Source organism: Streptomyces sp. NPDC001219, from assembly GCF_053597915.1.
This window is the reverse complement of the sequence record NZ_JBSFJF010000040.1, coordinates 33,501-59,502: the sequence shown is the minus strand read 5'-3', so window position 1 is coordinate 59,502 and position 26,002 is coordinate 33,501. Positions and strand designations below refer to the sequence as shown.

At 73.2% G+C, this 26,002-nt stretch carries 27 protein-coding genes; 11 read left to right on the top strand and 16 right to left on the bottom strand.

Going from position 1 to position 26,002, the window contains the following annotated elements; genetic code table 11:
• Position 1: 1 nt before the first annotated feature.
• Positions 2 to 325, top strand: coding sequence for a putative quinol monooxygenase (locus ACWC9R_RS24135; protein WP_450734415.1), 324 nt, complete (start codon positions 2 to 4; stop codon positions 323 to 325).
• 80 nt (positions 326 to 405) lie between these two features.
• Here the strand turns inward: ACWC9R_RS24135 and ACWC9R_RS24130 are convergent, their stop codons facing one another.
• Positions 406 to 1,722, bottom strand: a complete 1,317-nt coding sequence (locus tag ACWC9R_RS24130) for a phosphoribosyltransferase family protein (RefSeq protein WP_450734413.1) — start codon at positions 1,720 to 1,722, stop codon at positions 406 to 408.
• A 147-nt stretch (positions 1,723 to 1,869) separates the two neighbouring features.
• Here ACWC9R_RS24130 and ACWC9R_RS24125 point away from each other — a divergent pair, with 147 nt between their 5' ends.
• Positions 1,870 to 2,694, top strand: coding sequence for an HAD-IIA family hydrolase (locus tag ACWC9R_RS24125; protein ID WP_450734411.1), 825 nt, complete (start codon positions 1,870 to 1,872; stop codon positions 2,692 to 2,694).
• Between the two features lie 25 nt (positions 2,695 to 2,719).
• On the opposite strand, the gene ACWC9R_RS24120 is transcribed toward ACWC9R_RS24125, so the two are convergent.
• Both ACWC9R_RS24120 and ACWC9R_RS24115 read right to left on the bottom strand, forming a co-directional pair.
• A complete protein-coding gene (locus ACWC9R_RS24120; RefSeq protein ID WP_450734409.1) occupies positions 2,720 to 3,301 on the bottom strand; it encodes a dihydrofolate reductase family protein in 582 nt (193 codons plus the stop codon).
• A gap of 119 nt (positions 3,302 to 3,420) precedes the next feature.
• Complete coding sequence (locus tag ACWC9R_RS24115) at positions 3,421 to 4,128, bottom strand: histone deacetylase (protein WP_450734407.1); 708 nt, start codon at positions 4,126 to 4,128, stop codon at positions 3,421 to 3,423.
• Between the two features lie 250 nt (positions 4,129 to 4,378).
• Here ACWC9R_RS24115 and ACWC9R_RS24110 point away from each other — a divergent pair, with 250 nt between their 5' ends.
• Positions 4,379 to 5,455 carry a hypothetical protein gene (locus ACWC9R_RS24110; protein ID WP_450734406.1) on the top strand — a complete coding sequence of 359 codons (1,077 nt, stop codon included), beginning with the start codon at positions 4,379 to 4,381 and terminating at the stop codon, positions 5,453 to 5,455.
• Positions 5,456 to 5,567: 112 nt separating this feature from the next.
• Here ACWC9R_RS24110 and ACWC9R_RS24105 read toward each other — a convergent pair whose 3' ends face one another.
• A complete protein-coding gene (locus ACWC9R_RS24105) occupies positions 5,568 to 6,155 on the bottom strand; it encodes a nucleoside deaminase (RefSeq protein ID WP_450734405.1) in 588 nt (195 codons plus the stop codon).
• A 75-nt stretch (positions 6,156 to 6,230) separates the two neighbouring features.
• Between ACWC9R_RS24105 and ACWC9R_RS24100 the strand changes: the two genes are divergently transcribed.
• The 5 genes from ACWC9R_RS24100 (at position 6,231) to ACWC9R_RS24080 (ending at position 11,907) form a co-directional block, all read left to right on the top strand.
• Positions 6,231 to 7,220: an antibiotic biosynthesis monooxygenase gene (locus ACWC9R_RS24100; protein WP_450734404.1), complete on the top strand. Its 990-nt coding sequence runs from the start codon at positions 6,231 to 6,233 to the stop codon at positions 7,218 to 7,220.
• 10 nt (positions 7,221 to 7,230) lie between these two features.
• A complete protein-coding gene (locus ACWC9R_RS24095; RefSeq protein WP_450734402.1) occupies positions 7,231 to 8,628 on the top strand; it encodes an FAD-binding oxidoreductase in 1,398 nt (465 codons plus the stop codon).
• Between the two features lie 72 nt (positions 8,629 to 8,700).
• Positions 8,701 to 10,248 (top strand): ATP-dependent DNA ligase, encoded by a 1,548-nt coding sequence (locus ACWC9R_RS24090; protein ID WP_450734400.1) that lies wholly within the window; start codon positions 8,701 to 8,703, stop codon positions 10,246 to 10,248.
• Positions 10,249 to 10,253: 5 nt separating this feature from the next.
• Positions 10,254 to 10,727 carry an NUDIX domain-containing protein gene (locus tag ACWC9R_RS24085; RefSeq protein ID WP_450734398.1) on the top strand — a complete coding sequence of 158 codons (474 nt, stop codon included), beginning with the start codon at positions 10,254 to 10,256 and terminating at the stop codon, positions 10,725 to 10,727.
• 166 nt (positions 10,728 to 10,893) lie between these two features.
• Positions 10,894 to 11,907 carry a winged helix-turn-helix domain-containing protein gene (locus ACWC9R_RS24080; protein WP_450734396.1) on the top strand — a complete coding sequence of 338 codons (1,014 nt, stop codon included), beginning with the start codon at positions 10,894 to 10,896 and terminating at the stop codon, positions 11,905 to 11,907.
• Between the two features lie 27 nt (positions 11,908 to 11,934).
• On the opposite strand, the gene ACWC9R_RS24075 is transcribed toward ACWC9R_RS24080, so the two are convergent.
• The 6 genes from ACWC9R_RS24075 to ACWC9R_RS24050 all read right to left on the bottom strand — a co-directional run bounded on the left by ACWC9R_RS24075 (position 11,935) and on the right by ACWC9R_RS24050 (position 18,718).
• Positions 11,935 to 13,410 (bottom strand): membrane-associated oxidoreductase, encoded by a 1,476-nt coding sequence (locus ACWC9R_RS24075; protein WP_450734394.1) that lies wholly within the window; start codon positions 13,408 to 13,410, stop codon positions 11,935 to 11,937.
• A gap of 137 nt (positions 13,411 to 13,547) precedes the next feature.
• Positions 13,548 to 14,540: a zinc-dependent alcohol dehydrogenase family protein gene (locus tag ACWC9R_RS24070; protein WP_450734393.1), complete on the bottom strand. Its 993-nt coding sequence runs from the start codon at positions 14,538 to 14,540 to the stop codon at positions 13,548 to 13,550.
• Positions 14,537 to 15,412, bottom strand: a complete 876-nt coding sequence (locus ACWC9R_RS24065; protein ID WP_393364052.1) for a carbohydrate ABC transporter permease — start codon at positions 15,410 to 15,412, stop codon at positions 14,537 to 14,539. Before ACWC9R_RS24065 ends, ACWC9R_RS24070 begins: the two co-directional genes overlap by 4 nt.
• Positions 15,409 to 16,392, bottom strand: coding sequence for a carbohydrate ABC transporter permease (locus tag ACWC9R_RS24060; RefSeq protein ID WP_450734392.1), 984 nt, complete (start codon positions 16,390 to 16,392; stop codon positions 15,409 to 15,411). Before ACWC9R_RS24060 ends, ACWC9R_RS24065 begins: the two co-directional genes overlap by 4 nt.
• A complete protein-coding gene (locus tag ACWC9R_RS24055; protein ID WP_450734391.1) occupies positions 16,373 to 17,788 on the bottom strand; it encodes an ABC transporter substrate-binding protein in 1,416 nt (471 codons plus the stop codon). The genes ACWC9R_RS24060 and ACWC9R_RS24055 overlap by 20 nt, the downstream gene beginning before the upstream one ends.
• Before the next feature lie 168 nt (positions 17,789 to 17,956).
• Positions 17,957 to 18,718 carry a DeoR/GlpR family DNA-binding transcription regulator gene (locus ACWC9R_RS24050; protein ID WP_450734390.1) on the bottom strand — a complete coding sequence of 254 codons (762 nt, stop codon included), beginning with the start codon at positions 18,716 to 18,718 and terminating at the stop codon, positions 17,957 to 17,959.
• 319 nt (positions 18,719 to 19,037) lie between these two features.
• On the opposite strand from ACWC9R_RS24050, the gene ACWC9R_RS24045 reads away from it, so the two are divergent.
• On the top strand, positions 19,038 to 19,460 hold the full coding sequence (locus tag ACWC9R_RS24045; RefSeq protein WP_362603474.1) for an STAS domain-containing protein: 423 nt from the start codon (positions 19,038 to 19,040) through the stop codon (positions 19,458 to 19,460).
• Positions 19,461 to 19,509: 49 nt separating this feature from the next.
• Here the strand turns inward: ACWC9R_RS24045 and ACWC9R_RS24040 are convergent, their stop codons facing one another.
• Together ACWC9R_RS24040 and ACWC9R_RS24035 are read right to left on the bottom strand one after the other, a co-directional pair.
• On the bottom strand, positions 19,510 to 20,259 hold the full coding sequence (locus ACWC9R_RS24040; RefSeq protein WP_450734388.1) for a hypothetical protein: 750 nt from the start codon (positions 20,257 to 20,259) through the stop codon (positions 19,510 to 19,512).
• 2 nt (positions 20,260 to 20,261) lie between these two features.
• Positions 20,262 to 20,906: an RNA polymerase sigma factor gene (locus ACWC9R_RS24035; protein WP_450734386.1), complete on the bottom strand. Its 645-nt coding sequence runs from the start codon at positions 20,904 to 20,906 to the stop codon at positions 20,262 to 20,264.
• 381 nt (positions 20,907 to 21,287) lie between these two features.
• Between ACWC9R_RS24035 and ACWC9R_RS24030 the strand changes: the two genes are divergently transcribed.
• Positions 21,288 to 22,106, top strand: a complete 819-nt coding sequence (locus ACWC9R_RS24030) for an SAM-dependent methyltransferase (RefSeq protein ID WP_450734384.1) — start codon at positions 21,288 to 21,290, stop codon at positions 22,104 to 22,106.
• 20 nt (positions 22,107 to 22,126) lie between these two features.
• On the opposite strand, the gene dhaM is transcribed toward ACWC9R_RS24030, so the two are convergent.
• The 4 genes from dhaM to ACWC9R_RS24010 all read right to left on the bottom strand — a co-directional run bounded on the left by dhaM (position 22,127) and on the right by ACWC9R_RS24010 (position 25,005).
• Positions 22,127 to 22,552, bottom strand: coding sequence for a dihydroxyacetone kinase phosphoryl donor subunit DhaM (gene dhaM, locus ACWC9R_RS24025; protein ID WP_450734383.1), 426 nt, complete (start codon positions 22,550 to 22,552; stop codon positions 22,127 to 22,129).
• Positions 22,549 to 23,145: a dihydroxyacetone kinase subunit DhaL gene (dhaL, locus tag ACWC9R_RS24020; protein ID WP_450734445.1), complete on the bottom strand. Its 597-nt coding sequence runs from the start codon at positions 23,143 to 23,145 to the stop codon at positions 22,549 to 22,551. The genes dhaM and dhaL overlap by 4 nt, the downstream gene beginning before the upstream one ends.
• An 87-nt stretch (positions 23,146 to 23,232) precedes the next feature.
• The gene (gene dhaK, locus ACWC9R_RS24015) at positions 23,233 to 24,225 is read right to left on the bottom strand and encodes a dihydroxyacetone kinase subunit DhaK (RefSeq protein ID WP_450734382.1); all 993 of its coding nucleotides are present in this window, start codon (positions 24,223 to 24,225) and stop codon (positions 23,233 to 23,235) included.
• 213 nt (positions 24,226 to 24,438) lie between these two features.
• Positions 24,439 to 25,005: a TetR/AcrR family transcriptional regulator gene (locus tag ACWC9R_RS24010; protein WP_450734380.1), complete on the bottom strand. Its 567-nt coding sequence runs from the start codon at positions 25,003 to 25,005 to the stop codon at positions 24,439 to 24,441.
• A 190-nt stretch (positions 25,006 to 25,195) separates the two neighbouring features.
• Here ACWC9R_RS24010 and ACWC9R_RS24005 point away from each other — a divergent pair, with 190 nt between their 5' ends.
• Positions 25,196 to 25,987 (top strand): SDR family NAD(P)-dependent oxidoreductase, encoded by a 792-nt coding sequence (locus ACWC9R_RS24005; protein ID WP_450734378.1) that lies wholly within the window; start codon positions 25,196 to 25,198, stop codon positions 25,985 to 25,987.
• The last annotated feature ends 15 nt before the right edge of the window (positions 25,988 to 26,002 follow it).

Here is a 26,002-nt window from a genome sequence, read left to right as displayed (position 1 = left end):
GATGATCTTTATCGTCGTCAAGTTTCCCGTAAAGCCCGAACACGCCGAGGAGTGGCCCCGGCAGGTGGCGTCCTTCACCGAAGCCACCCGCGCCGAGCCCGGCAACCTGTGGTTCGAATGGTCCCGCAGTATCGAGGACCCGAACACCTATGTCCTGGTCGAGGCATTCAAGGACGACGCCGCCGAAGCGCATGTCAATTCCGACCACTTCCGCGCCGGGATCGAGCGGATGCGCCCGCTGCTGCGCCGCACCCCCGACATTGTGAGCACCACCATCGAGGGTGCGGACGGCTGGAGCAAGATGGGCGAGATCACCATCGACTGACCGGGTCGCCCTCGAAGAGAAGGGCGTTGACGGTCGTCGGCCAAGGGCCTCGTCGGCGGCCGCAGCGTGCGCGGGGCCCGCTACGCCTCCTTCACCAAATGGCCGGCGAACCAGTCCCGGGCGAGGTCGGCGACCTGCTGGAGTGCGCCGTGCTCCTCGAAGAGATGGGTCGCCCCGGGAACGACGTCGAGGCGGGTCTCGCAGCGCATCGCCGCCTCGGCCTGCTGGTTGAGGTCGAGGACCAGGGTGTCGTTGCCGCCCACGATGAGCAGCGTCGGCGCCCGTACCGCGTGCAGCAGCGGTTCGGCGAGGTCGGGGCGGCCGCCGCGGGAGACGACGGCACCGACGTCCGCGCCGGGTGCCGCGGCGGCCCGCAGCGCCGCCGCGGCGCCGGTGCTCGCGCCGAAGTAGCCGATCGGTACGGGGGTGCGGCCGCGCAGCCAGCCGGTGGCGTCCGTCAGCCGCTCGGCGAGGGTGGCGATGTCGAAGACGTTCGACCGGTGGGCCTCCTCGGCCGGGGTGAGCAGGTCGAAGAGCAGGGTGCCCAGACCCGCCTCGTTGAGCGCCGTGGCGACCAGCCGGTTGCGGGGGCTGTGGCGGCTGCTGCCCGAGCCGTGCGCGAACATCACCACCGCCCCGGCGCCCGCCGGCAGCAAGAGGTCCCCGGTCAGCCGCACCCCGGCGGCGTCGATCGCCACCGCCTCCTCGACGTCCCGGTCCGCCGCGGCCGCCGGGTCCGGCGCGGGCTCCTCCGGGCCGGGGTCCGCCGCGGCCTGTGCCAGCAGCGAGACCACCTCGTCGTCGGGGGTCTGGGAGAAGTCCTGGTACCACTCGCCGACGGCCGAGAAGGCGAACGGGGTGGAGAGACAGACGAATTCGTCGGTCGTGGTGCGCAGCCGCTCGGCCGCGTCCGGAGGCGCCACGGGGACGGCGAGCACCACCCGGGCCGCGCCCTGTGCCCGTACGACCTGGCACGCGGCCGCCGCGGTGGCGCCGGTGGCGATCCCGTCGTCCACCACGATCGCCGTGCGGCCTTCCAGGGAGAGCCGTGGCCGCCCGGCGCGGAAGCGCTCGGCCTGACGGGAGAGTTCCGCCGCCTCGGCATGCTCCACGGAGGCCAGATCCTCCTGTCCGAGGCGGCCCCGGCGGACGATGTCATCGCTGATCACCCGCACGCCGCCCTCGCCGATGGCGCCGAACCCCAGCTCACGCTGGTAGGGGACGCCCAGCTTGCGGACCACGATCACATCGAGCGGCGCCTTGAGCGCCCGCGCCACCTGGAACGCGACCGGTACCCCGCCACGGGGCAGGCCCAGCACGACGGGGTCCTCCCCCTCCAGGTGCCGTAGCGACTCGGCGAGGCGGTGCCCCGCGTCCGCGCGGTCAGTGAACACCACAGGGTGCACCCCCTAGCCAGGGGAGACGGAAGCTGCGTTCACACCTCCCTTCCGAAGTAACCCCATCCCCGGTGACTCCGCAAGTCGGACCGCGGGCGGGGCCCGGCCCTCCGCCCGGCCACGGCCGGCCGTGGTTACCGTCGGCGTATGAAGGGAATCGGAGCGGTTCTGATCGATATCGACGGGGTGCTCACCGTGTCCTGGAAGGCGCTGCCCGGCACGGTCGCCGCCATGGAGCGGCTGCGCGCGGCCGGCGTCCCGCTGCTGCTGGTCACCAACACCACCTCGCGGACCCGTGAGGCGGTCGCCGGGCGGCTGGCCGGTGAGGGGTTCCCCGTCGGCGTCGAGGACATCCTGACCGCGCCCGCCGCCACCGCCGCCTACCTGCGCGCACACCATCCGGACGCGCGCTGTCTGCTGATCAACAGCGGCGAGGTCCGGCCGGACCTGGCGGGCGTGCGGCTCGTCGGGGAGGAGGCCGGCGCGGCGGGCCGGGAGGCGCCGGACGTGGTGGTCTTCGGCGGTGCGGGCGAGGAGTTCGGCTACCGGACGCTGAACACCGCCTTCCGCCATCTCCAGCGCGGCGCCCGGCTGGTCGCCATGCACCGCAATCTGTACTGGCGCACGGCGGACGGGCTCGACCTCGACACCGGGGCCTTCCTGCCGGGCCTGGAGCGCGCCGCCGGGGTCGCGGCGGTGGTCACCGGCAAACCCGCCGGGGCGTTCTTCGCCACCGCCCTGGCACACCTGGGCGTCGCGGCGTCGGACACGCTGATGGTGGGCGACGACATCGAGTCGGATGTGCTGGCGGCCCAGCGCCACGGGCTGACCGGGGTGCTCGTCAGGACCGGCAAGTATCTGCCGGAGACCTATCGCGCGGCCACCGGCACCCCGGACCACGTCCTCGACTCCTTCGCCGGTCTGCCCGCCCTGCTCGGTCTGCCCGGAGCGCCGGAGCCGCCCGCCCCGTGAGCCGGGGGAGCGGCGCCCCGGGTCCTCACCCCGCGGTGGCGGCCCCGGGGCGCCGGTAGTGGAGCAGGACGACGCCGTTGCCGAAGGTCCGGGTCCCGGCGAGTTCCAGGGCGGTCCTGGTGTCCGCCGTCCGGAACAGGGGCCTGCCCCGGCCGATGAGGACCGGATGGACGAAGAGGCGGTACTCGTCGATCAGATCGTGCTGCCGGAAGGTCTCGGCGAGGTCGGGGCCGCCGAGCACCAGATCGCCGCCCGGCTGCGCCTTGAGCGCCATGATCTCCTCGGGGACGACCTCCCGCTCGAGGGTGGAGTGATAGCCGCCGGCGTCCTCCAGGGTCCGGGAGAACACGTACTTGGGCATGTCCCGCCAGATCCCGGCGAACTCGGCCATCGTCCGGTTGCACGCGGGGTCGGCGTCCGCGGTGGGCCAGAATCCGGCCATCAGCTCATGGCTGACCCGTCCGGTCAGGAAGGCGCCCGCCGTCCGGAGCCAGTCGTTGAAGTACTGGTGCAGCTCGTCGTCGACCAGATGCCAGTCGATCTCGCGGTCCGGGCCCTCGAAGAAGCCGTCAACGGACAGCGACAACGACAGAATGATCTTTCTCATCGCGGACCTCGCCGAAGTCATCGGGCCGGCCGGCACCGGCCGGAGGGCCCCAGTGTGCCCGGCGGTCACGGCGGCCGCCGGTACGCGCCCGTACGGCGCGCCGGGCGCTCACCGGCACCTCAGGACGGGCCGGTGAGCAGCGCCGCGATCTCCGCCGCCGTCCAGTGGCCGTCGGCCCCCGGACAGCCGGCGAGATAGGCGGCGGCCTGACCGGCGCTCCACCCGTGGCAGGCGACGATGCCGGCCCCGATATGCCGCAGATATGCCGCGGACGGCGGGTTCCCGGGGACGTCCGCGCTGCTCCACGGGGCGGTGAAGGTCAGTACCGGGAAGCCGTCGAGCAGTCCGGCGCACACCAGCGTCTCGTACCGCCCGGGGCCCAGCCGGGACCGGCCGCGGGTGAGGGCCTCCGTCAGATCGAGGTCCTCGCCGGGCTCCCGGTGCATCTCCTGAGCGGCGATGTCGGAGAACTGGGAGAGCGTCAGAAGGTAGGCGCAGGAAGGCAGTTCACCGCTCCCCGGGCGGGCGTCCGGTGCCGCGTCGGGGTCGTAGAAGGCCCGGCCGCCGGTCCACACCTCTGACTCGGTGGCGAAGTAGAGCCGGCCCGGCAGCATGACCGGGGCCGTACGCGCGGGGGCGCGGGCATCCCGGCAGCCCGGGTGGTCGCGCAGCCCATCGGGCGGCCGGCCGCCTTCCAGGTAGGCGGTCAGCCGGTCGAGATGCATGTTGGAGCCGTAGGCGGCGTACCACAGCCGGCGGACGGGGGTGCGGCGCCGGACGGCGTCCGGGGAGCCGTCCAGGGCTTCGGGGCGTCGGGGCCTGCTCACCCCCTCACGCTACGCGGACCGGCCCGCGGCCGCGGCGTCCGGCAGGGCCGCTGCCCGGTCCGGGCGACAGGACGGGGAGCGGACGCCCCAAACCCCCTGGATCAACCTGGCTTGATCGTGACCACCGCGGGTTTTGCCGCGGAGGGGCTGGAGATGCGCACTGCACGGACCGGAGCGGACCGGTCCGCTCAACAACCGGTGCCCGGCCAGCAGCCGGCCGCCGGGGGACGGAGGCAGTGTGGCGGACCAGGTGGCAGCGCGAACCGACGCGGAGATATCCGGGGCCGGGGTGGCGGGCAGCCGTCCCGCGAAACCCGCACCCCCGGCGCAGGCGAGCCGGCGTCAGCTGCTCGCGGCCACGACGGCGGCCGGACTGGGCCTGCTCACGGCCTGCGGGGGCACGTCCTCGGGGGCCGGTTCCGCGTCCCGGGCCTCCCCGCCCGGCAAGCCGGGGGACTCCGCTTCGGCCGGGACCGGCAGCCCGGGCCCGTCCGGCTCCGCGTCCGCCGGCCGCCCGAAGAAGCGGCGCCGTCCCGAACTCCCGCGGGGCGGACGGGAACTGTTCCCGCACCACCGGCTGGTCGGGTTCTGCGGTCTGCCCGGCGCCGCGGCGCTCGGCCGGCTCGGGACCGGCGACCCCGCGAAACGGGCCGCCGAAGCGGAGAAGGTGGCGCACTCCTACGCCGCGGGACGGGAGCCGCTGCCGGTGCTCGAACTCCTGGCGACGGTCGCCAACTCCTCGGCGGGTGAGGACGGCACCTACCGCTCACGGACGCCCGCCGCCACCATCCGCCGCTTCCACCGGGTGGCGCGCGAGCGCCGCGGGCTGCTGCTGCTGAACATCCAGCCGGGCCGGGCCTCGGTGCTCGACGAGGTCAGGGCGCTGCGCGACTGGCTCGTGCACCCGGACGTGGGCATCGCCCTCGACCCGGAGTGGGAGATGGGCCCCGACGAGGTGCCGGGCGACACCTACGGGCACACCGACGGCCATGAACTGACCGAGGTCGCCCGCTATCTGTCCGGGCTGGTCGAGAAGCACGACCTGCCCGAGAAGCCGCTGGTCTTCCACCAGGTCGCCACGTCCGTCGTGGGCAAGCAGTCGGCGCTGCGCCCGCAGCCAGGGGTGGCGCTGATCAAGAGCGCCGACGGCATCGGCTCGCCCGGCCTCAAGCGCGGCACCTGGCACGAGCTGGTCGACGACCTGCCCGACGGCCTGCACACCGGTTTCAAGCTCTTCTACGAGGAGGACGCCGAGGGCAGCCGCCTCATGACGCCGAAGGAGGTGCTGGCCCTCCGTCCGCAGCCGGAGTACGTGATGTACGAGTGAGCCGCCCGGAGCGCTTCGGGTCCGGACGGCTCGGGCGCCGGGCGGGGCGGCGGCCCGCCGCACGACGGTCACCGGTCCGCCCGCGGTGCGCGCGGCGGCCGGTGATGCTCCGTCAGTACGGGTGCTTGTCGGGCCGGTTGCTCCATGCCGCGTAGGCGGTGGCGCCCAGCTCGGGGTAGATCTGTGCGATCTTGATCCGCCGCTCGTCGAGGGGCCGCTGGAAGTCCTCGTACTGGAACGTGTCGTCGAAGCCGATCCGCGCGGTGTCCGCAAGGTCGCAGCTGTAGTACACCGCGTCGATCCGCGACCAGTAGATGGCGCTCATGCACATCGGGCAGGGCGCGCCGCTGATGTAGATCGAACATCCCTGGAGCATCCGGGCGCGCTCCGCCACCGGGTCCGGTGACCCCTCGGGCCGGGGGACGTACTCCAGCGTGCTCTCGTTCTGGTGCTCCACGGCGATGGACGGAGCCTCGGGGTTGAGGACCTGGATGGCCTTCCGGATCGTCTCCACCTCGGCGTGCGCGGTGGGGTCGCCGGTCAGCAGAACGCGGTTTTGTCCACGGGCGACGATGTCCCCGTTGCGCGTGATCACCGCGCCGAACGGGCCGCCCCAGCCGTTCTCCACGGATTCCGTGGCCAGCCGTACGGCCTCTGCGAGGAGTTCTTTGTCTTCCATCACGGACTCTCCGATCGGCATGGATTCCTCTGCGGAACGGATGGATAAAGATGCCCAATTTGCCCCGTAATTCCCTTATGTACTAGGCTACTCGATGTGAGTGCCCGTGCAAGCCGTGGCTCCACGGCCGTCAACGCCACCGTCGTGACCTCGCAGAAGGTGCACGAGGGCCGGGCCGACGAGTACCAGCGCTGGCAGGAAAGAACGAATCAGGCAGCCCGTGAATTCGAGGGTTTCGTGGGCGCCGAGGTATATCCGCCCGGCGCCGGTGAACCCAATGAATGGGTGACCGTATTCCGCTTTTCCGCCATGGATTACCTGACCGCCTGGCTGGATTCGGACGTACGCCACGAGTTGCTGGACGAGGCGCACGGACTGTTCGAGGGGTCTCCCGCGCAGGAAGTGCTCCAGGGTGGCAGCCCCGCCCGGCAACTGGCTCCCGAGGTGGTCACGGCCGTGATCTCCCACGAGGTCAAACCGGGCTGTGAACAGGGATTCCTGAACTGGCAGGAGAAGACGCTCCGGGAGCAGGAGAAGGCACCCGGCTTCATGGGCTCCGAACTCTTCGAGCCGGTGGCGGGTGTGCAGAACAACTGGGTCGTCGTCTTCCGGTTCGAGTCCCGGGCGTACCTCGACGACTGGCTCGCCTCCGACGTCCGCACAAAGCTGTTGGAGGAGGGGAGCAAGTACTTCACCTCCTATGACGTGCGCAAGGTCGGCTCCTCGTTCAGCGGCTGGTTCCGGTTCGACCACGGCGAGGACCGGAGCGCCCCGCCCAACTGGAAACAGGCGATGGCCGTTCTGCTGGCGCTCTATCCCACGGTGATGGTGCTCAACCTCACCGTCGGATACGGCCTGGAGAAGCTCGACATCCGCGAGTACATCGGCCTGTTCCTCTCCAACGTGCTCAGCGTCAGCGCCCTGACCTGGCTGCTGATGCCCACGGTGAACCGGCTGCTCGCCTTCTGGCTGGTGCCCGCCCGGGTCCGCACCCGCCGGGTGCAGGTGCTGGGGATCGCCCTGGTGGTGTTCTGCTACGCGGTGTTCATCGGTGTCTTCGGCCTGATCACCGGTCAGATCTTCTGAGGAGGCCGTGATGCGCCCACGGGCACCGGGAGCGGCGGCGGACGCCGAGGGCACGCTGATCCGGCGGGACGGCCCCGGCTACGAGGACGCCCGGACCGGCGCGGTGTGGAACGAGGTCACACCCCGGCGGTTCCCCGCGTTCCTGGCGCGGGCCGCCACGGAGGCGGACGTGGTGCACACCGTCGCCTGGGCCCGTGCCCGGGGACTGCGGGTCGCGCCCCGGTCCGGCGGGCACAACTGGTCCGGCTCGCCTCTCCGCGACGGGGGCCTGCTGCTCGACCTCGCCGGGCTCCGGCAGTCCGCCGTCACCCCCGCACACGGCACCGAGCCCGCGACCGCCACGGTGGGCCCCGCCGTCACCGGCCAGGACCTGGTCGCCGCCCTCACCCCGCACGACCTCGCCTTCCCCGTCGGCCACTGCCCCACGGTGGCGGTCGGCGGATTCCTGCTCAGCGGCGGCCTCGGCTGGAACTCCCGCGCCTGGGGCGCGTCCTGCGCCGACGTACGGGAGATCCGGGCCGTCACCGCCGACGGGCGGACGGTCACCTGCAGCGACACCGAGCACCCCGACCTGTTCTGGGCCGCGCGGGGCGCCGGACCGGGCTTCTGCGCCGCCGTCACCGGCTTCCGCCTCGCCCTGCACCCCCACCCCGCCTCGGTCATGACGACCTCCCTCACCTTCCCGCTGGCCGATGTGGCCCGGGTGACGGACTGGGCGGAGCCGCTCGCGCGCCGCCTCCCGCCGTACGTCGAGACGGCCTTCGTCCTCGCGGCCTCCGGGCCGCCGGCCGCCAGTGCCGAGCGCGGGCCCCGGATCACGGTCGGTGCCACCGCGTTCGCCGCGACGGAACGGGAGGCCCGCGAGGCGCTGGAGCCGTTCGCCGACTGCCCCTTCGGGGAGTGCGCCGTCAGCCGGCGGCCGCCCGCCCCGGTGTCGTTCGCCGGGCTGCACGAGGGCGCGGCGGCGATCTGGCCCCCCGCGCACCGGTACGCGGCGGACACCCTGTGGTCGCCGGAGAGCCACACCACCCAGCTGACCCGGATCGCCGACGCGGTCGCCCACGCCCCCTCCGCGAAGTCCCTGGTGCTCTCACCCGTCCAGCCCGTCTCCCAGGAGCCCGCGCTGCTGCGGAACATGGCCTTCGCCCCGCTCGGCGCTTCCTACCTCGTGTGCTACGCCGTCTGGGACGACCCCGCCGACGACCGGGCCAACGCCCGCTGGCTGCGGGACGCCATGGCCGCGGCGGACCCGCGGGACGACGGCGGCCACTACATCGCCGAGACGGACCTGGAGGCCGGTCCCGCACGGGCCCGGCGCTCCTACACCCCCGCCACCTGGGACCGGCTGCAGGAGATCAAGGCCCGGTGGGACCCGGAAAACCTCTTCCACTCGTACCTCGCCCCGTGAGGGGACGGGACGCGGCACGGTTCCCGCCCGCTCGGGGGAGCGGGAACCGTGCCACGGGGGCACCATGGCCCTATGCTGCTGGCGCAACTCGCACAGGTGTCGGGGGAGGTCGCCGCGACATCGGCGCGTTCGCGGAAGACCGCGCTGCTGGCCGGGCTGTTCCGGGCCGCGGCACCGGAGGACGTCCCGGTGGTCATCCCCTACCTCGCCGGACGGCTGCCCCAGGGGCGGATCGGGGTCGGCTGGAGCGTGCTGCGCGAGCCGGTGCCGCCCGCCGGCGCCGCCACGCTGACCGTACGTGACGTCGACGCCGCGCTGACCGCCCTGGCGGGCGTCTCCGGAGCCGGGGCGCAGGGCGAGCGGCGCCGCCGCGTCCGGGAGCTGCTGGCCGCGGCGACGGCGGAGGAGCAGCGGTTCCTGACCGGCCTGCTCACCGGCGAGGTACGGCAGGGCGCGCTGGACGCCCTCGCGGCCGAAGGGCTCGCCGCCGCGACCGGGGTGCCCCCGGCGGACGTACGGCGGGCCGTGATGCTGGCGGGATCGCTGCCGGACGTGGCGCGGGCCCTGCTCGCCGGGGGCGCGCCGGCGCTCGCGGAGTTCCGGCTCACCGTCGGCCGGCCCGTCGGGCCGATGCTGGCCCACAGCGCCGCGTCGGTGGCCGAGGCGGTCGACCGGCTCGGCGCCTGCGCCGTGGAGGAGAAGCTCGACGGCATCCGCGTCCAGGTGCACCGCGACGGACCGGACGTCCGCATCCACACCCGCACCCTGGACGAGGTCACCGACCGGCTGCCCGAGGTCACCGCGGTCGCCCGGGACCTGCCGGCCACCCGCTTCATCCTCGACGGCGAGGTCATCGCCCTGGACGGTACGGGCCGGCCGGTGCCGTTCCGGCGGGTCGCGGGACGGTTCGGCTCGCGGGTGGACGTCTCCGCAGCGCGGGCCGCGCTGCCGCTGTCCCCGGTCTTCTTCGACCTGCTCGCGGTCGACGGCCGGGACCTGCTCGAACTCCCCGGTGAGCAGCGGCACGCGGAGCTGGCCCGGCTGGTCCCCGAACCGCTGCGGGTGCGCCGCCGGGTGGTCGGTGACCCGGCCGACCCGGCCGCCCGCGCCGCCGCGGAGGAGTTCTGGGCCGAGACGCTGCGCCGGGGCCACGAGGGCGTGGTGGTCAAGGCGCTGGACGCGCCCTACAGCGCGGGCCGCCGCGGCGCCGCCTGGCTGAAGGTCAAACCCGTGCACACCCTGGACCTGGTGGTGCTGGCCGCCGAGTGGGGCCACGGCCGCCGCACCGGGAAGCTGTCCAACCTCCACCTCGGCGCGCGGGCGGCGGACGGCGGCTTCGTCATGCTGGGCAAGACCTTCAAGGGCCTCACCGACGCCACCCTCGGCTGGCAGACCGAGCGGCTCCGGCAACTCGCGGTGGCGGACGACGGCCATGTCGTGACGGTGCGTCCGGAACTCGTCGTCGAGATCGCCTATGACGGGCTGCAGACCTCCACGCGCTACCCGGCGGGGGTGACCCTGCGCTTCGCGCGCGTGGTGCGCTACCGGGAGGACAAGACCGCGGCCGAGGCGGACACCGTCGAGACGGTGCTCACCGCGCACGACGGCGGGGAGCCGTAGCCGCCGTGGCCGGGAAGCGCAGCGCCGGACTGCTGCTGTACCGGAGCACGCCGGCCGGTGTCGAGGTGCTGCTGGCGCACATGGGCGGGCCGTTGTGGGAGCGGCGGGACGCGGCGGCGTGGTCGGTGCCCAAGGGCGAGTACGTACCGCCGGAGGAGGCATGGGACGCGGCCCGGCGGGAGTTCGAGGAGGAGCTGGGGCTGCCGCCGCCGGAGGGGCACTGCCTCCCGCTGGGCGATGCCCGGCAGGCGAGCGGCAAGGTGGTCACCGTCTGGGCCGTCGAGAGCGATCTCGACCCGGAGCGGGTGGTGCCCGGCACCTTCGAGATGGAGTGGCCGCGCGGGTCCGGGGTGCGCGGCACCTTCCCGGAGATCGACCGGGTGGCCTGGTTCGCGCCGCACGCGGCACGGGAACGGCTGGTGGCGGGGCAGCGGGTGTTCCTGGAGCGGCTGGCGGAGCGGCTCGCCTCCGCGGACTGACCGCGGGCGCCGCGCGCTCCCCGGCCTCACCACCCGCGCAGGCGAAGCGCCACCGGCCGCCCTGGACACCTCCGTTCCGCACCGGCAGTCTGGCGGCGGGGCCGTTCGACCCGGCCCCGAACGGGGGGCCCTGGCGACAGGGTCATGAGCATGCCGCGGGGGCCGCATGTTACGTCTGCACTTCGAGGACCGGGATCTCGCACGGGTACAGATAGCCGCCGAACCCGATCCGCTCTGGGAGACGGTGCTCGCCATGCACCATGTCGCGACCGCCGGGCGCGGGGTGCCGGTGTACGGCGCCTGGTGCGCCCGGGCCCGCAGCGAACTGGACGCCCGGGGGCTGACCCGCGCGGCCCGGCTGATCAGTGCGCTGGCCCCGGCCGACGCCCGCTACTTCCCGGACTTCCTCACCCCCGACGCGGCCCGCGACGGGCTGGCCGCCGGTCTCGCGGCGCTGCGGGACACCGCCCCGGTCCGGCTGACGGCGGAGTCCGCGCGGGCCGCACTGCCGGACCGGCTCCCGCGCTGGACCGCCGCGCTGACCGCCGGGAGCCGGGAGCCGCTCGACGAACTGGCCCGCGCCTTCCAGGAGGTGCACCGCGCGGTGATCGCGCCCGACTGGACGGAGGCGGCCGCCACGGTCGACTCCGACCGCGGCACCCGTGCCCGCATCCTGTGCCGGAGCGGGGTCGACGCCCTGCTCAACAGCCTCCGCCCCGCGCTCCGTTGGGAGCCGCCGGTGCTGTACGTCGACTATCCCCAGGACCGCGATCTGCGGCTGGGCGGGCGGGGACTGCGGCTGATCCCCTCGCACTTCTGCTGGGGCAGACCCATCGCCCTCGCCGACCCCGCGCTGCCGCCGGTCCTGGTCTACCCCGTGGAACACTCCACCGCCTGGGCACCGGCCGCCACCCGCAGCTGTCATCCGCAGGCGCTGTCCACCCTCCTGGGCCGCACCCGCGCCCGTATCCTCGCCGCGCTCGACGCACCGACCACCACGGGCGAACTGGCCCGCCGCTTACGGGTCTCCGCCCCCTCCGCCAGCGAGCACGTGAGCGCGCTGCGCGAGGCCAACCTGGCCCGCAGCCGCCGCGACGGGGGCTCGGTCATCCACGCCCTCACCCCGCTCGGCACGGCCCTGCTGCACGGTGAACTCGCCCCCGTCCGCCTGCCGCACTGAGAGGTCCCGGGGCGGCGGGGGACTCCGCTACTGGCGGGCCAGGGAGCGGGTGATGCCCGTCGCGATCGTCGTGGCCAGCGTCCAGCCCGTGACGACCAGCAGATACGAGAGCCACTGGTACCAGCCCCGCGGTGCGAAGGCCCCCTCCTGCCCGAAACCGATGATCGGCATCAGCAGGTCGAGGGTGTAGAAGAAGGGGTTGAAGTCGGGGGCCTCGTCGGTCTTCAGCGGGCGGGGCGGGTGCAGGGCGAAGGCGAGGGCGCCGACGAGCAACAGGGCCAGCAGCCAGCCGGCGGCACGCATCGGACGGAAGCCGTAGCCGACCGTGGCGTCCTGAAGGTGACCCCAGACCTTGGCGTACCAGGGCAGGGTGCGGCGGTGGCGGCGGAGTTTGGCCAACAGGACGGTGCGGGCGGCGGCCTCGTCCCCGGCCGTGCGGTAGGCGCCGGCGAGCTGCTCGTACGAGTACGACACGTAGCCCGCGCGTTCGCGCTCCAGCACCGGGAGCCGTTCCTCGGCGGGGAGGTGCGGGAGCAGCGAGCCGTAGGTGAGCCGGTCGAGCTTGACCTCGTCCGGCCAGACCTCCGGCGGGACGTACAGCACGTCGAACTGGGCGCGGCGCAGATTGACCGTGCCCACCACGGGCTGCGCCTCGCGCAGCCACATCTCACCCGCGACGCAGCTGCTGACGCGTAACGCGACCCCGCCCGGGTTGGCGAGGGCGGCGTAGGCGAGGTTGAGCTGGCCACCGATCCGGGCACCGCGCAGGTCGACCCGGCCGTGGGCCCGCAGCCGCATCGCGTGCACGTCGGTGCCGACGCCGAGCGTCTGGGCCTCCAGCGCGTGACCGCCGGGGGCGTTGAGCCGTGCGTCGTCGAGCGTGACCTGCCCGCCGACGCCGGCGCCGTTCAGCCGGACCTCGCCGTGGGTGACCAGGCCGGGCGCCCAGAGGTCGGTGCCGATGCCGGCGTGGTTCAGCTGGAGAACGGGTTCCCCGGGCGGCTCCGTGGCGGCCGGATCGCCGAAGTGGGCCCCGTTCGCGAAGACCGCACCGGAGATCTGCGCCCCGGCCAGCCGCACCGGCCCCTTGACCCGGCAACAGGTGAGGCGCAGCACGCCGTCGACCTGGAGGTGTCCGGCCGTGAGCCCCGGCAGGACCGAGTCGTTCAGCGCCAGGATGCGCAGCTGTGCGCCGTACAGCTCCGGCGTCTCCTCGAAGTAGCAGGACCGCAGCCGTACCGGGTGCTCGACCCTGCCGTACTTGAGGTTCAGTTCCCCGGTGACGCGGGCGCCCCACAGCTTCAGCCCGGCTATCTCGCCGTCCCGTGAGGGCCCGTTGAGCAGCAGCACCCGGAGCACCGCGGCGCGCACGGTCCGCTCGGGGCCCCAGCCGGCGCCGTCGGCGGGGTCTTCGCCGGCGTTCTCCCGGAAGTCGACGCCCTCGCCGAGGGGGAACGCCTGCCAGACGCGGCGTTCCGCTGGGGTCAGCTCGGTGATCTCCACCGGCCGGATGCTGTCGCGCGGGCGTGCGAGCTGTCAACCAAGAACCGGGAGGCCAGGCCCACTTCATGTCCCGCGCCCCGCTCACGAGCCAGGCGCCCGCCCCCCGGGGCGGCCCCGAGGACCGCCCCGGGCTGCGCTCATGGCCGTACGAGGATCTTCCGCCCCTCGCCCGCCCGGAAGCGGCCCAGTGCCTCCGCGTACCGGTCCAGCGGGAGCCGGTCGCTGATGAAGACCTCCGGGTCCAGGGCGCCCGCCGCGAAGAGTTCCGCGGCGCGTTCGTAGCTGTGCAGGACGGCCATCGAGCCGGTGATGGTGATCTCCTGGTTGTAGATGCGGTAGGGCTCGATGGTGGCGCGGGCGGCGTAGTCGGCGACGCCGAACTGGAGGAAGGTGCCGCCCCTGCCGACCCGGCCCAGGGCGTCCTGGATGGCGCGTTCGTTGCCGGTGGCGTCGATGACCACGTCCCAGCCGCGCGGGCGGTCCAGCTCGTCGGCGGAACCGGCCGCGCTGCTGCAGCCCAGGGTGCGGGCGGTGGCCAGCCGCTGCGGGTTGATGTCGACGACGTCGACCCCGGCCGCGCCGGTGCGCTTGGCGAGTTCGAGCATCATCAGGCCCATGGTGCCGGAGCCGTAGATCAGGACCCGGGTGCCCAGCTGCTGGGAGCGCAGGATGTCGTAGCCGCGGACGGCACAGGAGAGCGGCTCGATCAGCGCCGCGTCCTCGGTACGGATGTGATCGGGCAGCTTGACGCAGTTCCCGACGGGGGCCACGGCGAACTCGGCGGCCCCGCCCGCCGTGGTCACGCCGATGGCGGCCCAGCGCTCACAGAGGTTGTTGCGGCCGATGCGGCAGTAGTGGCACTCGAAGCAGTAGAGCGAGGGGTCGACGGCCACCCGGTCGCCCTCGGCGAGCTCGGTGACGGCGCTGCCGGTCGCCACGACCGTACCGGCGAACTCATGGCCCGGCACGACCGGCAGGGTGGGGGCGAACTCGCCCTGGAGGATGTGCAGATCGGTGCCGCACAGCCCGCAGGCGGCGACCGAGACCACGACCTCGCGGGGGCCGGGCGCCGGGTCGTCGACGGTGGTGACCTCGACCGTGCCGGGGGCGCTGATCACTGCGGCTTTCATTTCACGGCTCCAAGCGACAGGCCCTGGACGAGTTTGTCCTGGGCGGCGAACCCGGCGACGATCACCGGGAGGGAGATGACGGTGGCGGCGGCGCACACCTTGGCCAGGAACAGGCCCTGGCTGGTCACGAGTCCGGTCAGGAACACCGGCGAGGTGCCGGCCACGATGCCGGTCAGGACCCGGGCGAACAGCAGCTCGTTCCAGCTGAAGATGAAGGAGATCAGGGCGGTGGCCGCGATGCCCGGCATGGCGACCGGCGCCACGATCCGGGTCAGCGTGGTGGTCAGCCCCGCCCCGTCGATCGAGGCGGCCTCCAGCATCTCCACCGGGACCTCGGCGAGGAACGAGCGCATCATCCACACCGCGATCGGCAGGTTCATCGAGGTGTAGAGGAGCACCAGCAGCCAGATGCTGTCGAGCATCCCGGTGTTCTGCGCGACGAGGTAGACCGGCAGCAGCCCGGCCACCAGCGGCAGCATCTTCGTGGACAGGAAGAAGAAGAGGACATCGCTCCACTTGCGCACCGGCTTGATGGCCAGGGCGTAGGCGGCGGGCACCGCCAGCAGCAGCACCAGCAGGGTGGAGACGACGGACGCGGTCAGCGAGTTGACCAGCGGCGGCCAGGGGCTGACACCGCTGCCCGCGCCGAAGAACTCGCGGTAGCCGTGCAGGCTCAGCCCGGCGCCGACGCTCGGCGGGTTGGTCGCCGCGTCCGTCTCGCTGTGGAAGGACGTCAGCACCATCCAGGCGACCGGCAGGAAGAAGCCGATCCCGCACAGCCAGGCGGTCAGGCCCAGCAGGGTGCCGGTGCGGCGCCGGCGCCGGGCGGCGGGGGAACCGGGGCGGCGCGGGGCCAGGGGAGCGCGGTTCATTTCGTGACCTCCTCGCGCAGCAGGGACGAGACGGTGCGCAGCGCGAAAGTCGCCACCAGCAGCGAGCACAGCACCACGACGACGCCCTGCGCGGACGCCCGTCCGTAGTCATGGGCCTGGTAGAAGGTCTGGTAGATGGTGTACGGCAGGTTGGCCGTGCCCAGGCCGCCGGACGTGATGGTGAACACCGCGTCGAAGTTCTGCACCACGTACACCGTGCCCAGCAGAGCGGCCAGTTCGAGGTAGCGGCGCAGATGCGGCAGGGTCAGATAGCGGAAGATGTCGAAGGCGGAGGCGCCGTCCATCCGGGCCGCCTCGATCGCGTCCGTCGCCCGGCTCTGCAGCCCGGCCAGCAGGATCAGCATCATGAACGGCGTCCACTGCCAGATCAGCGACACCTCCACCGCGGCCAGCGGCGAGTCGGTCATCCAGTCCGGCTGCGGCGGGTCGTCGCTGCCGAACAGCCGCCAGATCCACGTCAGCGAGCCGTTGAGCAGCCCGTACGAGGCGTTGTACAGCGCGTGCTTCCACAACAGCGCGGAGGCGACGGGGACGACCAGGAACGGGGTGATGAGCAGGGTGCGGACGATGCCGCGGCCGCGGAAGCCCCGGTCGAGCAGCAGCGCCAGGCCCAGCCCGAGCAGCAGGCTGACCAGCACCACGGTCACCGTCAGCAGCACCGTCGTGCCCACCGAGGCGCGCATCGCGGGATCGGTGAAGACGGCCCGGTAGTTGTCGAGGGCGGCGAAGCCGCGGTTCTCGGGGGCCAGCGCGTTCCAGCGGGTGAAGGAGATCGCCACGGTGGCCACGAACGGGAGCTGGGTGACGATGATCAGGAACACCAGCGCGGGAAGCAGCGGGGCGCGGCGGGCCCAGTTCCTCGCCCGCTCGCTGCGGCGGGCGCGGGCCGCCGGGCCGTCGGAGCGGGGCACGGCGGACACCTCGGTCGCCGTCGTCGGCTCAGTGGTCCGTATAGGCATCGGACACCTCCTGCGCCGGTCGCCGGCTGTTCCTCAGGGCTTCGGACACGCTCTGCTTCCCGGCGATGGCCGAGCTGATCTCGTGGGAGACCTTGGTGCCCAGGTCGGCGAACTCGGGGATGCCGAGGAACTGGATGCCGGGGGCCGGGCGCCGCTGTACGCCGGGGTCGTCCGGCCGGGCCGAGCGGATGGCCCGCTCGGTCGGTCCGGCGAACGCCCCGGACGCCTTGGTGTAGGCCGGGTCGCGGTAGAGGGAGGCCCGCTTCCCGCCGGGCACCTTCGACCAGCCCAGCTCGTGGCCCACCAGCCGCTCGTAGCCCTTGCCGGAGGCCCAGCGGATGAACTTCCAGGCCGCTTCCTGGTGCGTACTGGCCTTCTGCACGCCCCACGCCCAGGTGTAGAGCCAGCCCGCGTCCCGGGTCCGCTCCACCGGCGCCGGTGCGTAGCCGACCCTGCCCGCGACCTTGGAGTCGGCGCTCTCCAGCGAACCGGCGCCGGCCGTCGCGTCGTACCACATGGCGACCTTGCCCTGCTGCATGTCGTTGAGGCACTCGGTGTAGCCGGCCTGCGGGGCGCCCGCCTCCCCGTGCCTGCGGACCAGGTCCACGTAGAACCGGGTGGCCCGGGTGAACTCCGGGCTGTCGACCTGCTGCTTCCAGTCCTTGGTGAACCAGGTCCCCCCGAAGGTGTTCACCACGGTCGTCAGCGGGGCGCCCAGCTGCCCCCAGCCCGGCTGGCCGCGCAGACAGATGCCCTTCATGCCCTTCCGGAACCCGTCCAACTTGGCGGCCAGGGTGGCCACCTGGCGCCAGGTGGGCCGGGCGGGCATGGTCAGCCCGGCCTTCTCGATCAGGTCCTTGCGGTACATCAGGAACGAGGACTCGCCGTAGAAGGGCTCCGCGTAGACCTTGCCGTCGGCGGCCGTGAGGGAGGAGCGGACCGGCGCGAGGATGTCGTCCTGGTCGAACTCGCGGTCCTTGGCGGCACGGGAGCCCAGCTCCGCCAGCCAGCCGTTGCGGGCGTAGATCGGCGTCTCGTAGTTGCTGACGCTCGCCACGTCGTACTGTCCGGCCTGGCTGGAGAAGTCCTGGCTCATCTTGTCGCGCAGGTCGTCCTCCGGCAGCACGGTGAAGTTGACCTTGATGCCGGTCTCCTTGGTGAAGTGCTCGGCGGTGAGCCGCTGCAGATCCACCATCTGCGGGTTGTTGACCATCAGGACGTTGATGCTGTCGCGGCTCTCGTTGCCCGCGTCGCCGGCGCCGCGGTAACAGCCGGCGGTGGACAGCGCGAGGGCCACGGCGAGGGCGGTCAGCGCTGCGGAGCGGCCGCCGCGGCCTGGTCCGGGGGGTCGTGCTCTCACGGCTCGTACCTTTCTGGGGACAAGGGGGACGTGCATGTCCGGCGAATGCCGCACAAGCGGCGGTTTTGGGGCGTACGGCGCCGTTCCGCGGGTACGCCCGGGAACCGTCCGACGGCCGGCGGTGCGGGCCCGGCCTTCGACGGTCGGCTGTGGGGGATGTGGTGCCGCGGTGCGGGGCCGGTCGTCCGGCGGCCCCGGCCGCGGTCAGACCCGGAGCACCTGCGGCCCCAGGAGCGAGTAGCGATGCGCCTCCGGCGCGGACAGCCCCGCGTCGGTGACGATCGTGTCGAAATCACGTACCTCGGCGAAGCGGCAGAAGCTGCTGGCGCCGAACTTGCTGTGCACCCCGACCAGCACCCGCCGCCGCGAGGAGCGGACGGCCTGCTCCTTCACCTCCGCGACCGCCGGGTCCGGGGTGGTCAGGCCGTGCTCCCGGGAGACGCCGTTCGCCCCCAGGAAGGCCAGATCGATCACGAAGCGGGCGCACATGTCCCGGGCCCAGGAGCCCACCGTGGCCTGCGTCCCGGCGCGGACCCGGCCGCCGGCCAGCAGGACGGTGGTCGATTCGGACGCCGCGACCAGCGAGGCGGTCCGCAGCGAGGCGGTGAGCACGGTCAGCGGGCGGTCGGTGGGCAGCAGCGTGGCGACCAGCTCGGGGGTGTAGCCCTCGTCGACGAACACCGTCTCGGCCTCGCCGACCAGCGCCGCGGCCGCCGCCGCGATCCGGCGCTTCTCCTCCACCTGCTGGGTCTCCCGCCGGGCCAGCGTGGTCTCGAAACCGGCGCTCTCGACCGGATACGCCGCGCCATGCGTCCGCCGGACCAGGCCCCGGCGCTCCAGGTCGCTCAGATCGCGCCGGACGGTCTCCCGGGCGACCCCGAACTCCGCCGCGGCCCCGGCGACCTCGACCCGGCCGGACTGCCGGGCGAGCGCGAGGATGCGGTGCTGGCGTTCCTCGGCCCTCATGGCTCACTCCTGCCGCTTCCTGGCTGTTTCCGGTCTGCGTTCGGTCACGGAGCTGCCCGTTTCCGCCCGCATCAGGTTTATAGCAACCGGGGCGGCGCGCAATGCCGCCCGTCACAGCAGAAAACCTGACCGCTTCTGCCCGCTCCGGGGCGCTGTCAGCCCGGCCCTTTGCACGAACGGGTGCCCGTACGGGCACTGCGGAGGGTCCGTTCGGGCACCGCGGGCCGGGGCGCCGTGCGGGGCGGTGTCCGGGCCGGCGGTCGTGCGCCGGCGGGCCACCGCGGTGGTGCAGCCGGCGGGGGCGCTTAGTCTGGACGGCATGAGCTCGGAGATGCGGTCGTTGGCGGTCACTGCGATCGTGCAGGCGGAGGAGTGCGCGGTGCTGCGCGTGAGCGGAGAACTGGACCTCCGCACCGAGCAGGCGTTCCTCGCCGAGGCACGGGAGGTGGTCTCGGCCGGGCACCGCTTTCTGGTGCTCGACCTGACCGCGCTGCGCTTCTGTGACTCACGGGGCCTGAGCTGCCTGCTCGCCCTGGAATGGCTCTGCCGACGCCTGGAGGGCAGGCTCCTGCTCGCCTCGCTCGGCGTACGGATGCTGCGGCTGCTGGTCGGCACCCAGTCACTCAACGTCTTCTCCTGCTACCCCACCGTCGGCCATGCGCTGACCGCGGTCCCCGACGCCAGCCGCCCGGCGTGGCCGCCCGCCGTGGACGAGCCGCCCGCCGACCCCACCGATCTCTGAGACGGCGGGCACCGGGCGGTCCACCGGACCCCGCGGGCGCGAGGGGTGACTACTCGGCCCGGCCGAGGTCCTGGACGAGCGTGGGGGAGGGGCGCGGGATCTCGCCGAAGTCCTCGTCGTCGCCGTCCACGACGAGACGGTTGATCACGTGCTCCAGGGCGGACGGCAGGGTCGGGGCGAGCCCGCTGTGCCACTGGACCAGGAGGTTGTGCCGGGCCGCGTCCGGCAGCAGCTGCCTCTCGTCGAACGCGGCCACCGAGCGGCGCTCCTCGTCCGGCGCGTGGGCGGCCTGCTCCCGCCAGTAGGCGGCGTCGCGGTACTCCCCGTTGCGGCGGTGCGAGAGGTACAGGCAGTAGGCGGCCGTCCGGCTGCCGGCGCCGGCGCCGAAGTGCCACCAGAAGTGCGCCGCGTCGGTGCGCCCCGTGATGTGCAGCAGACAGGCGAAGACCAGCGCGCCCTCGGGGTCGATGTGATGGTCGTTGACCAGCCGCTCCAGGCTCGCCGCGGCCGCCGCGGCGTTCACCACCAGCGCACAGGCCAGCTGCAGCTCCTGGGTGGCCTCGTCCCGGGCGCTGGGGTACGGGCTGGGCGCGCCGCGGCCGTCCCGGACCGGCCGCACCGCCGTCCGCGGGCCCTCCGCCGCCGTCCCCGCGCACAGGGGTGCGCCGAGGCCGCCGAGCGCGCCCGCGTCGTCGAGGTCGCGGAATCCGGCCAGATCGTCGATGCCGGACACCGCGGCGGCCGCGCTGAGCAGCGTCTCCACGGTCTCCCGGCGGTCGGTGGGACGGGTGTGCCACATGGTCAGTTCCCCCTTGCGTTTCCCTGGTCGATGCCGAGCGCGGCGGCGAGCTTGCGCTTGCCCCGGCTCGCGTAGGAGCGGACGGTGACCTCGTCGACGCCGAGGAGGGCACCGATCTGCGCGTCGCTGTATCCGATGACATGGCGCAGCACGATCACGTCGCACTGCCGCTCCGGCAGCCGGGCGATGGCCGCGTACAGCCCCAACTGGCCTTCCAGCATGGCGAACTGCTGCTGGCACTCGCGCAGCAGCGCATGGGTGACGACCGCGAAGGCGGCGGTCTCGGTGAGCGCGGTGGGCTGGTGGTGGTCGTAGAGCCACTCCACCACGCGTTCCTTGAGGACCGACCAGGCGTACGCCTCCACCGACGCCTGCCGCAGCGCATGCGGCCACAGCCGGCCGAGCTGCCCGTAGGCCGCCCGGGTGACCTCACGGGCCGCGGCCTCGCTGCCCGTGTGCAGATAGGCGTAGGTCAGCCACTTCCGTGCATGGGTGGCCAGGAACGCCTCGAAGGTGATCGACAGCCGGTGGTCGAGCGGGTCCGACGGAGAGGCCGGGAGCGCACCGCGGGGGAGTGGGGCTAACTCCGCGGTGCGGACATGCGCCGGAGCGCACGCCGGTAGCGGTCGGTCCCGGTCTGCACTCACGAGCCGTCCTCGTTCCGTTTGACGTGCACCGAGCCGGACGCCGAGGCGCCGCGGGCAGCGGGAGAGCGGTTGCTCTCACCTTCCAATGAACCGGAAAACGCCCCCGTTTGTGGCATCGGTGGGGCAAAAATCTGCCGCTGCGTATTCATATGACTACGCATGACCATGGCATGTGACCCGTCATGACGGTGGCGCGGCCGAGCGTCGTGCCCCTCTCCGGCGCGCACCGGCTCGTCCCGGGACATACGGGGCATCGCCCGCCAACAACCGTGCGTGTGACGGCATTTGGTGCGCTATCCGGAGCGCGCGGCTCACGGAACGGGCATCATGGTGCGCGGGGGAGGCGCCGGGCCGGATGCCGAATCGGGGAGGCAACGCACGATGACCGAGCACGATTCCGTGGTGGACTTACGGCTGGACCGGGCCCACTCGTCCCGGATCTACGACTATTTCCTGGGCGGCAAGACCAACTTCCTCGCCGACCGGATGGCCGCCGGAAGCGTGCTGGGCGTCTTCCCCGCCGCGCTGGTCGCCGCCCGTATCAACCGCGAGTTCATGCACCGCGCCACCCGCGTCCTCGCCGCGTCCGGACTGCGGCAGTTCCTCGACATCGGCACCGGCATCCCGACCCCGCCGAACCTCCACGACATCGCCCAGGGCCTCGCCCCCGACGCCCGGGTGGTCTACACCGACAACGACCCGATCGTCCTGGCGCACGCCGCGGCCCTGCTGATCGGCACCGCCGAGGGCCGCACGGCGTACGTCCAGGCCGACGTCAACGACCCCGGGGGCATCCTCGCCGCGCCGCAGCTGCGCGACACCCTCGATCTGACCCGCCCGGTCGCGCTCAGCCTGAACGCGCTGATGCACTTCGTCCCCGACGACGGCGAGGACCGCGCCCACGCCATCGTCGAGACCCTCAAGGCCGCGCTGCCCAGCGGCAGCGCCCTGGCCCTGAGCCATGCCACACCGGACTTCAGCCCCGAGGCGATGCGGCAGATCATCGAGATCTACGGCGACGCGGGCACCCGGCTCCAGTTCCGCTCCCGCGCCGAGATCCTGCGCTTCTTCGACGGCTGGGAGCTGCTGGAGCCGGGCCTCACGCTCTCCCACCAGTGGCGCCCCGACCGCCCCGAGGACGCCACCCATGTGACCGACGCGGAGGCCGCCTGTTACGCGGGCGTCGCCCGCAAACCCTGACGGCCCCGCGCGCGGCGGCCTCACTCCTTGCGGTAGCCGTAGGCCTCCCCGGCCGCCGCCGCGACCGCGTCCAGATCCGCCCCGGTCGACGCGGTGACCACGGCGGCCACCGCGCCCTCCACGAACGGCGCGTCCACCAGCCGTGCGCCCTCGGGGAGTTCGTCCCCCTCGGCGATCAGCGCCTTCACGGTCAGCACGGCGCTGCCCAGGTCGACCAGGATCGCCACCCCCGCACCGCGGTCCACCGTCCGCGCCGCCTCGGTGATCAGCTCCGCGCTGGTGCCGAGCCCGCCGTCCGGGGTGCCGCCCGCGGCGGCCACCGGCACCGTGTCACCGCCCCCGGCCAGCCCGACCGCCAGCGTCGCCACCGACTCCGCGACCGGCCCGCTGTGCGACACCAGCACCACCCCGACCGGCACGGCCCCGCCCGCCGTCGCCGCGCTCACTTCGCCACCTCCGCGAGGGCCGCGAACAGCAGCGCCGAGGACGTCGCCCCCGGGTCCTGGTGCCCGATACTGCGTTCCCCGAGGTAACTGGCCCGGCCCTTCCTGGCCTGCATCGGCACGGTCGCCAGCGCACCCTCCCCGGCCGCAGCGGCCGCCGCGTCGAACGACTCCGCCAGCGCCGCCACGGCCGGCGTCAGCGCGTCGAGCATCGTCTTGTCACCCGGCGCCGAACCGCCGAGCTGCCCCACCGCGGCCACCCCGGCGGCCAGCGCCGCGCGCAGCTCCTCCGCCGAGGCCTGCGGCGCGTCGCCCAGCGTCTTGCCGGACCGCCGCAGCAGCGTCCCGTAGAGCGGTCCGGACGCCCCGCCCACGCTGGAGATCAACTGCCGTCCGGCGGCGGTCAGCACGGCGCCGGGCGTCGCCGGCGGCTCCGCCTCCAGCGCCGTGACCACGGCAGCGAAGCCACGCTGCATGTTCCTTCCGTGGTCGGCGTCACCGATGGGGGAGTCCAGCTCGGTGAGCCGGTCGGCCTCCCGGTCGATGACGGCGGCCGCCGCCGTCATCCAGCGTACGAAGAACGCGGCATCCAGCACCGTTTCGGACACGGGCTACTCTCCTTGGTTGTTCAGGCACTGAGCAAGAAAGCGACAGGGACAGGGGATACGGGGACGGCGGAGCGCTCACCGCCCCCAGCGGAGCCCCGCCGTCTGCACCGGCGCGTCCCACAGCCGCAGCAGCTCCCCGTCGACCTGGCACAGCGTCACCGAGCAGCCCGCCATGTCCAGCGACGTCACGTAGTTCCCGACGAGCGTACGGGCCACCGCCACGCCCCGTTCGTCGAGCACCCGGCGGACCTCCGCGTTGAAGCCGTACAGCTCCAGCAGCGGCGTCGCGCCCATGCCGTTGACCAGCACCAGCACCGGCAGCCGCGGGTCGAGATCCTCCAGGATCGCGTCCACCGCGAAGTCCGCGATCTCGTGCGAGGTCATCATGGCCCGGCGCTCCCGCCCCGGCTCGCCGTGAATCCCGACCCCCAACTCCAGCTCCCCGGCCGGGAGACCGAACGTCGGGCTGCCCTTCGCCGGGGTCGTACAGGGGCTCAGCGCCACCCCGAAGCTGCGGGACGAGGCCACCACCTGCCGGGCCAGGGCCTCCACCCGCTCCAGCGGCATGCCCTCCTCGGCCGCGGCACCGGCGATCTTCTCCACGAACAGGGTCGCCCCGGTGCCGCGCCGCCCGGCCGTGAACGTCGAGTCGGTCACCGCGACATCGTCATCGATGAGCACACTGGCCACCTGCACCCCCTCGTCCTCCGCCAGCTCCGCCGCCATCTGGAAGTTGAGGACGTCCCCGGTGTAGTTCTTCACGAGGAACAGCACGCCTTGGCCGCTGTCCACGGCCGCCGCGGCCCGCACCATCTGATCGGGCACCGGCGAGGTGAAGACCTCTCCCGGACAGGCGGCGTCCAGCATGCCGGGCCCGACGAACCCCCCGTGCAGCGGCTCGTGCCCGCTGCCGCCGCCGGACACCAGCGCCACCTTCTCCGCCACCGGCGCGTCCCGCCGCACGATCACCCGGTTCTCGGCATCCACCACCAGCTCGGGATGCGCCGCGGCCATCCCCCGCAGCGCATCGGTGACCACGGTCTCGGCTACGTTGATCAGCATCTTCACGGGTACCTCCGGGTGGGATTTGCAGCCGGGTCTCTGCCCTGTGTTCTACCAGGTGAGAGTCCGTTTGTCTGGTGTCGATCTTGACCGTCTTCGACGCCCTTCGAGGGGCTTCGGGGGTCATCGACGGGGGACGACGGACCATGGACCCGGGCCTGCCGGGCGGTCGCCGCCCGGCCACGGCGCGAACGGCGTACCCGGAGCCGCACCCGGCGGTCAGGACTGCTGCGCCCCGCGCGCCAGCAGCATCAGGGCGTCGACGAGTTCCTCGGCGGGCTGACCGGTGGCGAGGCTGCGCAGCTGCAGCCCGAAGACGAGAGCGACGGCGCTGCTCGCCAGCCGTTCGGCGCCGGGGACCCCGAGACCGGTGAAGATCCGGGTGACCAGCTGGTCGTATGCGGCGAAGGACTCCGTGGCCGCGGTGCGCAGCCGCTCGTCGCGGCCGGCCTGGATATAGAGCTCGAAGGGGGCGATCTGCCTGCTGTCGAAGGGCGCGCCCCCGGCGACCTGGGCGACCGCGGTGGCGGCCCGGTCGGCGTCCATGGTGTCGGTCTGGCACTGCGCGGCGAGTTCGGTGAAGCGCCGGGTCTCCTCCGCGACGAAGTGCAGCAGGCTCTCCCGCAGCATCTCGTGCTGGGTCGCGAAGTGGTAGGTGACCGAGCCGAGGGAGACCTGGGCCTCCTTGGCGATCCGCCGGTTGGTGACCGCGGCGATGCCGTCCTCACCGATGATGCGCAGGACGGCGTCGATGATGCTCTGCCGGGTTCCGGGGGGCTTGGCCATGGCAGTCATTGTGCCAGCGGCGTCCGCCGGGCACGGGGGAAGGGCGGGGGCCGCTCTGACCAGCGCGGATCGCCCTCGGGCCGGTCGTCGGCGCCGGCGCGGTCGGCGGGTCCGGCGGCATCCGCTGTTGACACGGTCGTCCGCCCTCCATACCGTTCGTTCGAACGAACAGTCTCTGGAGGCTCGTCCTATGCGCATCGCAGGATCAACCGTTCTCCTGACCGGGGCCGTAGGCGGCATCGGCCAGGCCCTCGCCCGTGAACTGGCCGCCCAGGGAGCCGAGTTGGTGCTCTCCGGGCGCCGCCCCGATGCCCTGGAGGCGCTCGCCGGCGAACTCGGCGCCCGCGCGGTCACCGCCGATCTCGCCGACCCGGACCAGGTCGAGCAGCTCGCCGAGGCCTGCCCCGACACCGACATCCTGATCGCCAACGCCGCGCTGCCCTCCTCGGGTGCGCTCCTCGACTACACGCCCGAGCAGATCGACCGCGCGCTGACCGTGAACCTGCGGGCCCCCGTCATGCTGACCCGCGCGCTCGCGCCCCGGATGGTCGAGCGGGGGCGGGGCCATATCGCCCTCGTCGGCTCGCTCTCCGGGAAGGCGGCCACCAAGTACTCCTCGCTCTACAGCGCGGCCAAGTTCGGGCTGCGCGGCTTCGGGCTGTCCCTCCGCCAGGACCTGCACGGTACGGGGGTGGGGGTCTCCGTGGTCCAGCCCGGCGCCGTCAGCGACGCGGGCATGTTCGCCGTCACGGGCGCCACGCCGCCGGCCGGTGTGCGCATGGTCTCCCCGGGCCAGGTGGTGGCGGGCGTGGTCCGGGCCGTCGAGCGCGATCTGTGCGAAGTCAACGTGGCGCCGGTGGAGTTGAAGGTGCTCAGCGCCATCGCCGGGCAGTTCCCCGGCTTCTCGGAGAAGGTGCAGCGTGGCTCCGGCGCCGAGCGCACCATCAACCAGGTCGTGGCGGCCCAGCGGGACCGGCGGTAGCCGGGGGAGCCGGCA

What these genes read in the sequence shown, in the direction of transcription:
- ACWC9R_RS24135 (WP_450734415.1), top strand. Translation starts at nt 2, where the DNA reads ATGATCTTTATCGTCGTCAAGTTTCCCGTAAAGCCCGAACACGCCGAG.
- ACWC9R_RS24125 (WP_450734411.1), top strand. Translation starts at nt 1,870, where the DNA reads ATGAAGGGAATCGGAGCGGTTCTGATCGATATCGACGGGGTGCTCACC.
- ACWC9R_RS24120 (WP_450734409.1), bottom strand. Translation starts at nt 3,301, where the DNA reads ATGAGAAAGATCATTCTGTCGTTGTCGCTGTCCGTTGACGGCTTCTTC.
- ACWC9R_RS24105 (WP_450734405.1), bottom strand. Translation starts at nt 6,155, where the DNA reads ATGCCGATCGGAGAGTCCGTGATGGAAGACAAAGAACTCCTCGCAGAG.
- ACWC9R_RS24095 (WP_450734402.1), top strand. Translation starts at nt 7,231, where the DNA reads ATGCGCCCACGGGCACCGGGAGCGGCGGCGGACGCCGAGGGCACGCTG.
- ACWC9R_RS24090 (WP_450734400.1), top strand. Translation starts at nt 8,701, where the DNA reads ATGCTGCTGGCGCAACTCGCACAGGTGTCGGGGGAGGTCGCCGCGACA.
- ACWC9R_RS24080 (WP_450734396.1), top strand. Translation starts at nt 10,894, where the DNA reads ATGTTACGTCTGCACTTCGAGGACCGGGATCTCGCACGGGTACAGATA.
- ACWC9R_RS24070 (WP_450734393.1), bottom strand. Translation starts at nt 14,540, where the DNA reads ATGAAAGCCGCAGTGATCAGCGCCCCCGGCACGGTCGAGGTCACCACC.
- ACWC9R_RS24065 (WP_393364052.1), bottom strand. Translation starts at nt 15,412, where the DNA reads ATGAACCGCGCTCCCCTGGCCCCGCGCCGCCCCGGTTCCCCCGCCGCC.
- ACWC9R_RS24060 (WP_450734392.1), bottom strand. Translation starts at nt 16,392, where the DNA reads ATGCCTATACGGACCACTGAGCCGACGACGGCGACCGAGGTGTCCGCC.
- ACWC9R_RS24055 (WP_450734391.1), bottom strand. Translation starts at nt 17,788, where the DNA reads ATGCACGTCCCCCTTGTCCCCAGAAAGGTACGAGCCGTGAGAGCACGA.
- ACWC9R_RS24050 (WP_450734390.1), bottom strand. Translation starts at nt 18,718, where the DNA reads ATGAGGGCCGAGGAACGCCAGCACCGCATCCTCGCGCTCGCCCGGCAG.
- ACWC9R_RS24045 (WP_362603474.1), top strand. Translation starts at nt 19,038, where the DNA reads ATGAGCTCGGAGATGCGGTCGTTGGCGGTCACTGCGATCGTGCAGGCG.
- ACWC9R_RS24040 (WP_450734388.1), bottom strand. Translation starts at nt 20,259, where the DNA reads ATGTGGCACACCCGTCCCACCGACCGCCGGGAGACCGTGGAGACGCTG.
- ACWC9R_RS24030 (WP_450734384.1), top strand. Translation starts at nt 21,288, where the DNA reads ATGACCGAGCACGATTCCGTGGTGGACTTACGGCTGGACCGGGCCCAC.
- ACWC9R_RS24010 (WP_450734380.1), bottom strand. Translation starts at nt 25,005, where the DNA reads ATGGCCAAGCCCCCCGGAACCCGGCAGAGCATCATCGACGCCGTCCTG.
- ACWC9R_RS24005 (WP_450734378.1), top strand. Translation starts at nt 25,196, where the DNA reads ATGCGCATCGCAGGATCAACCGTTCTCCTGACCGGGGCCGTAGGCGGC.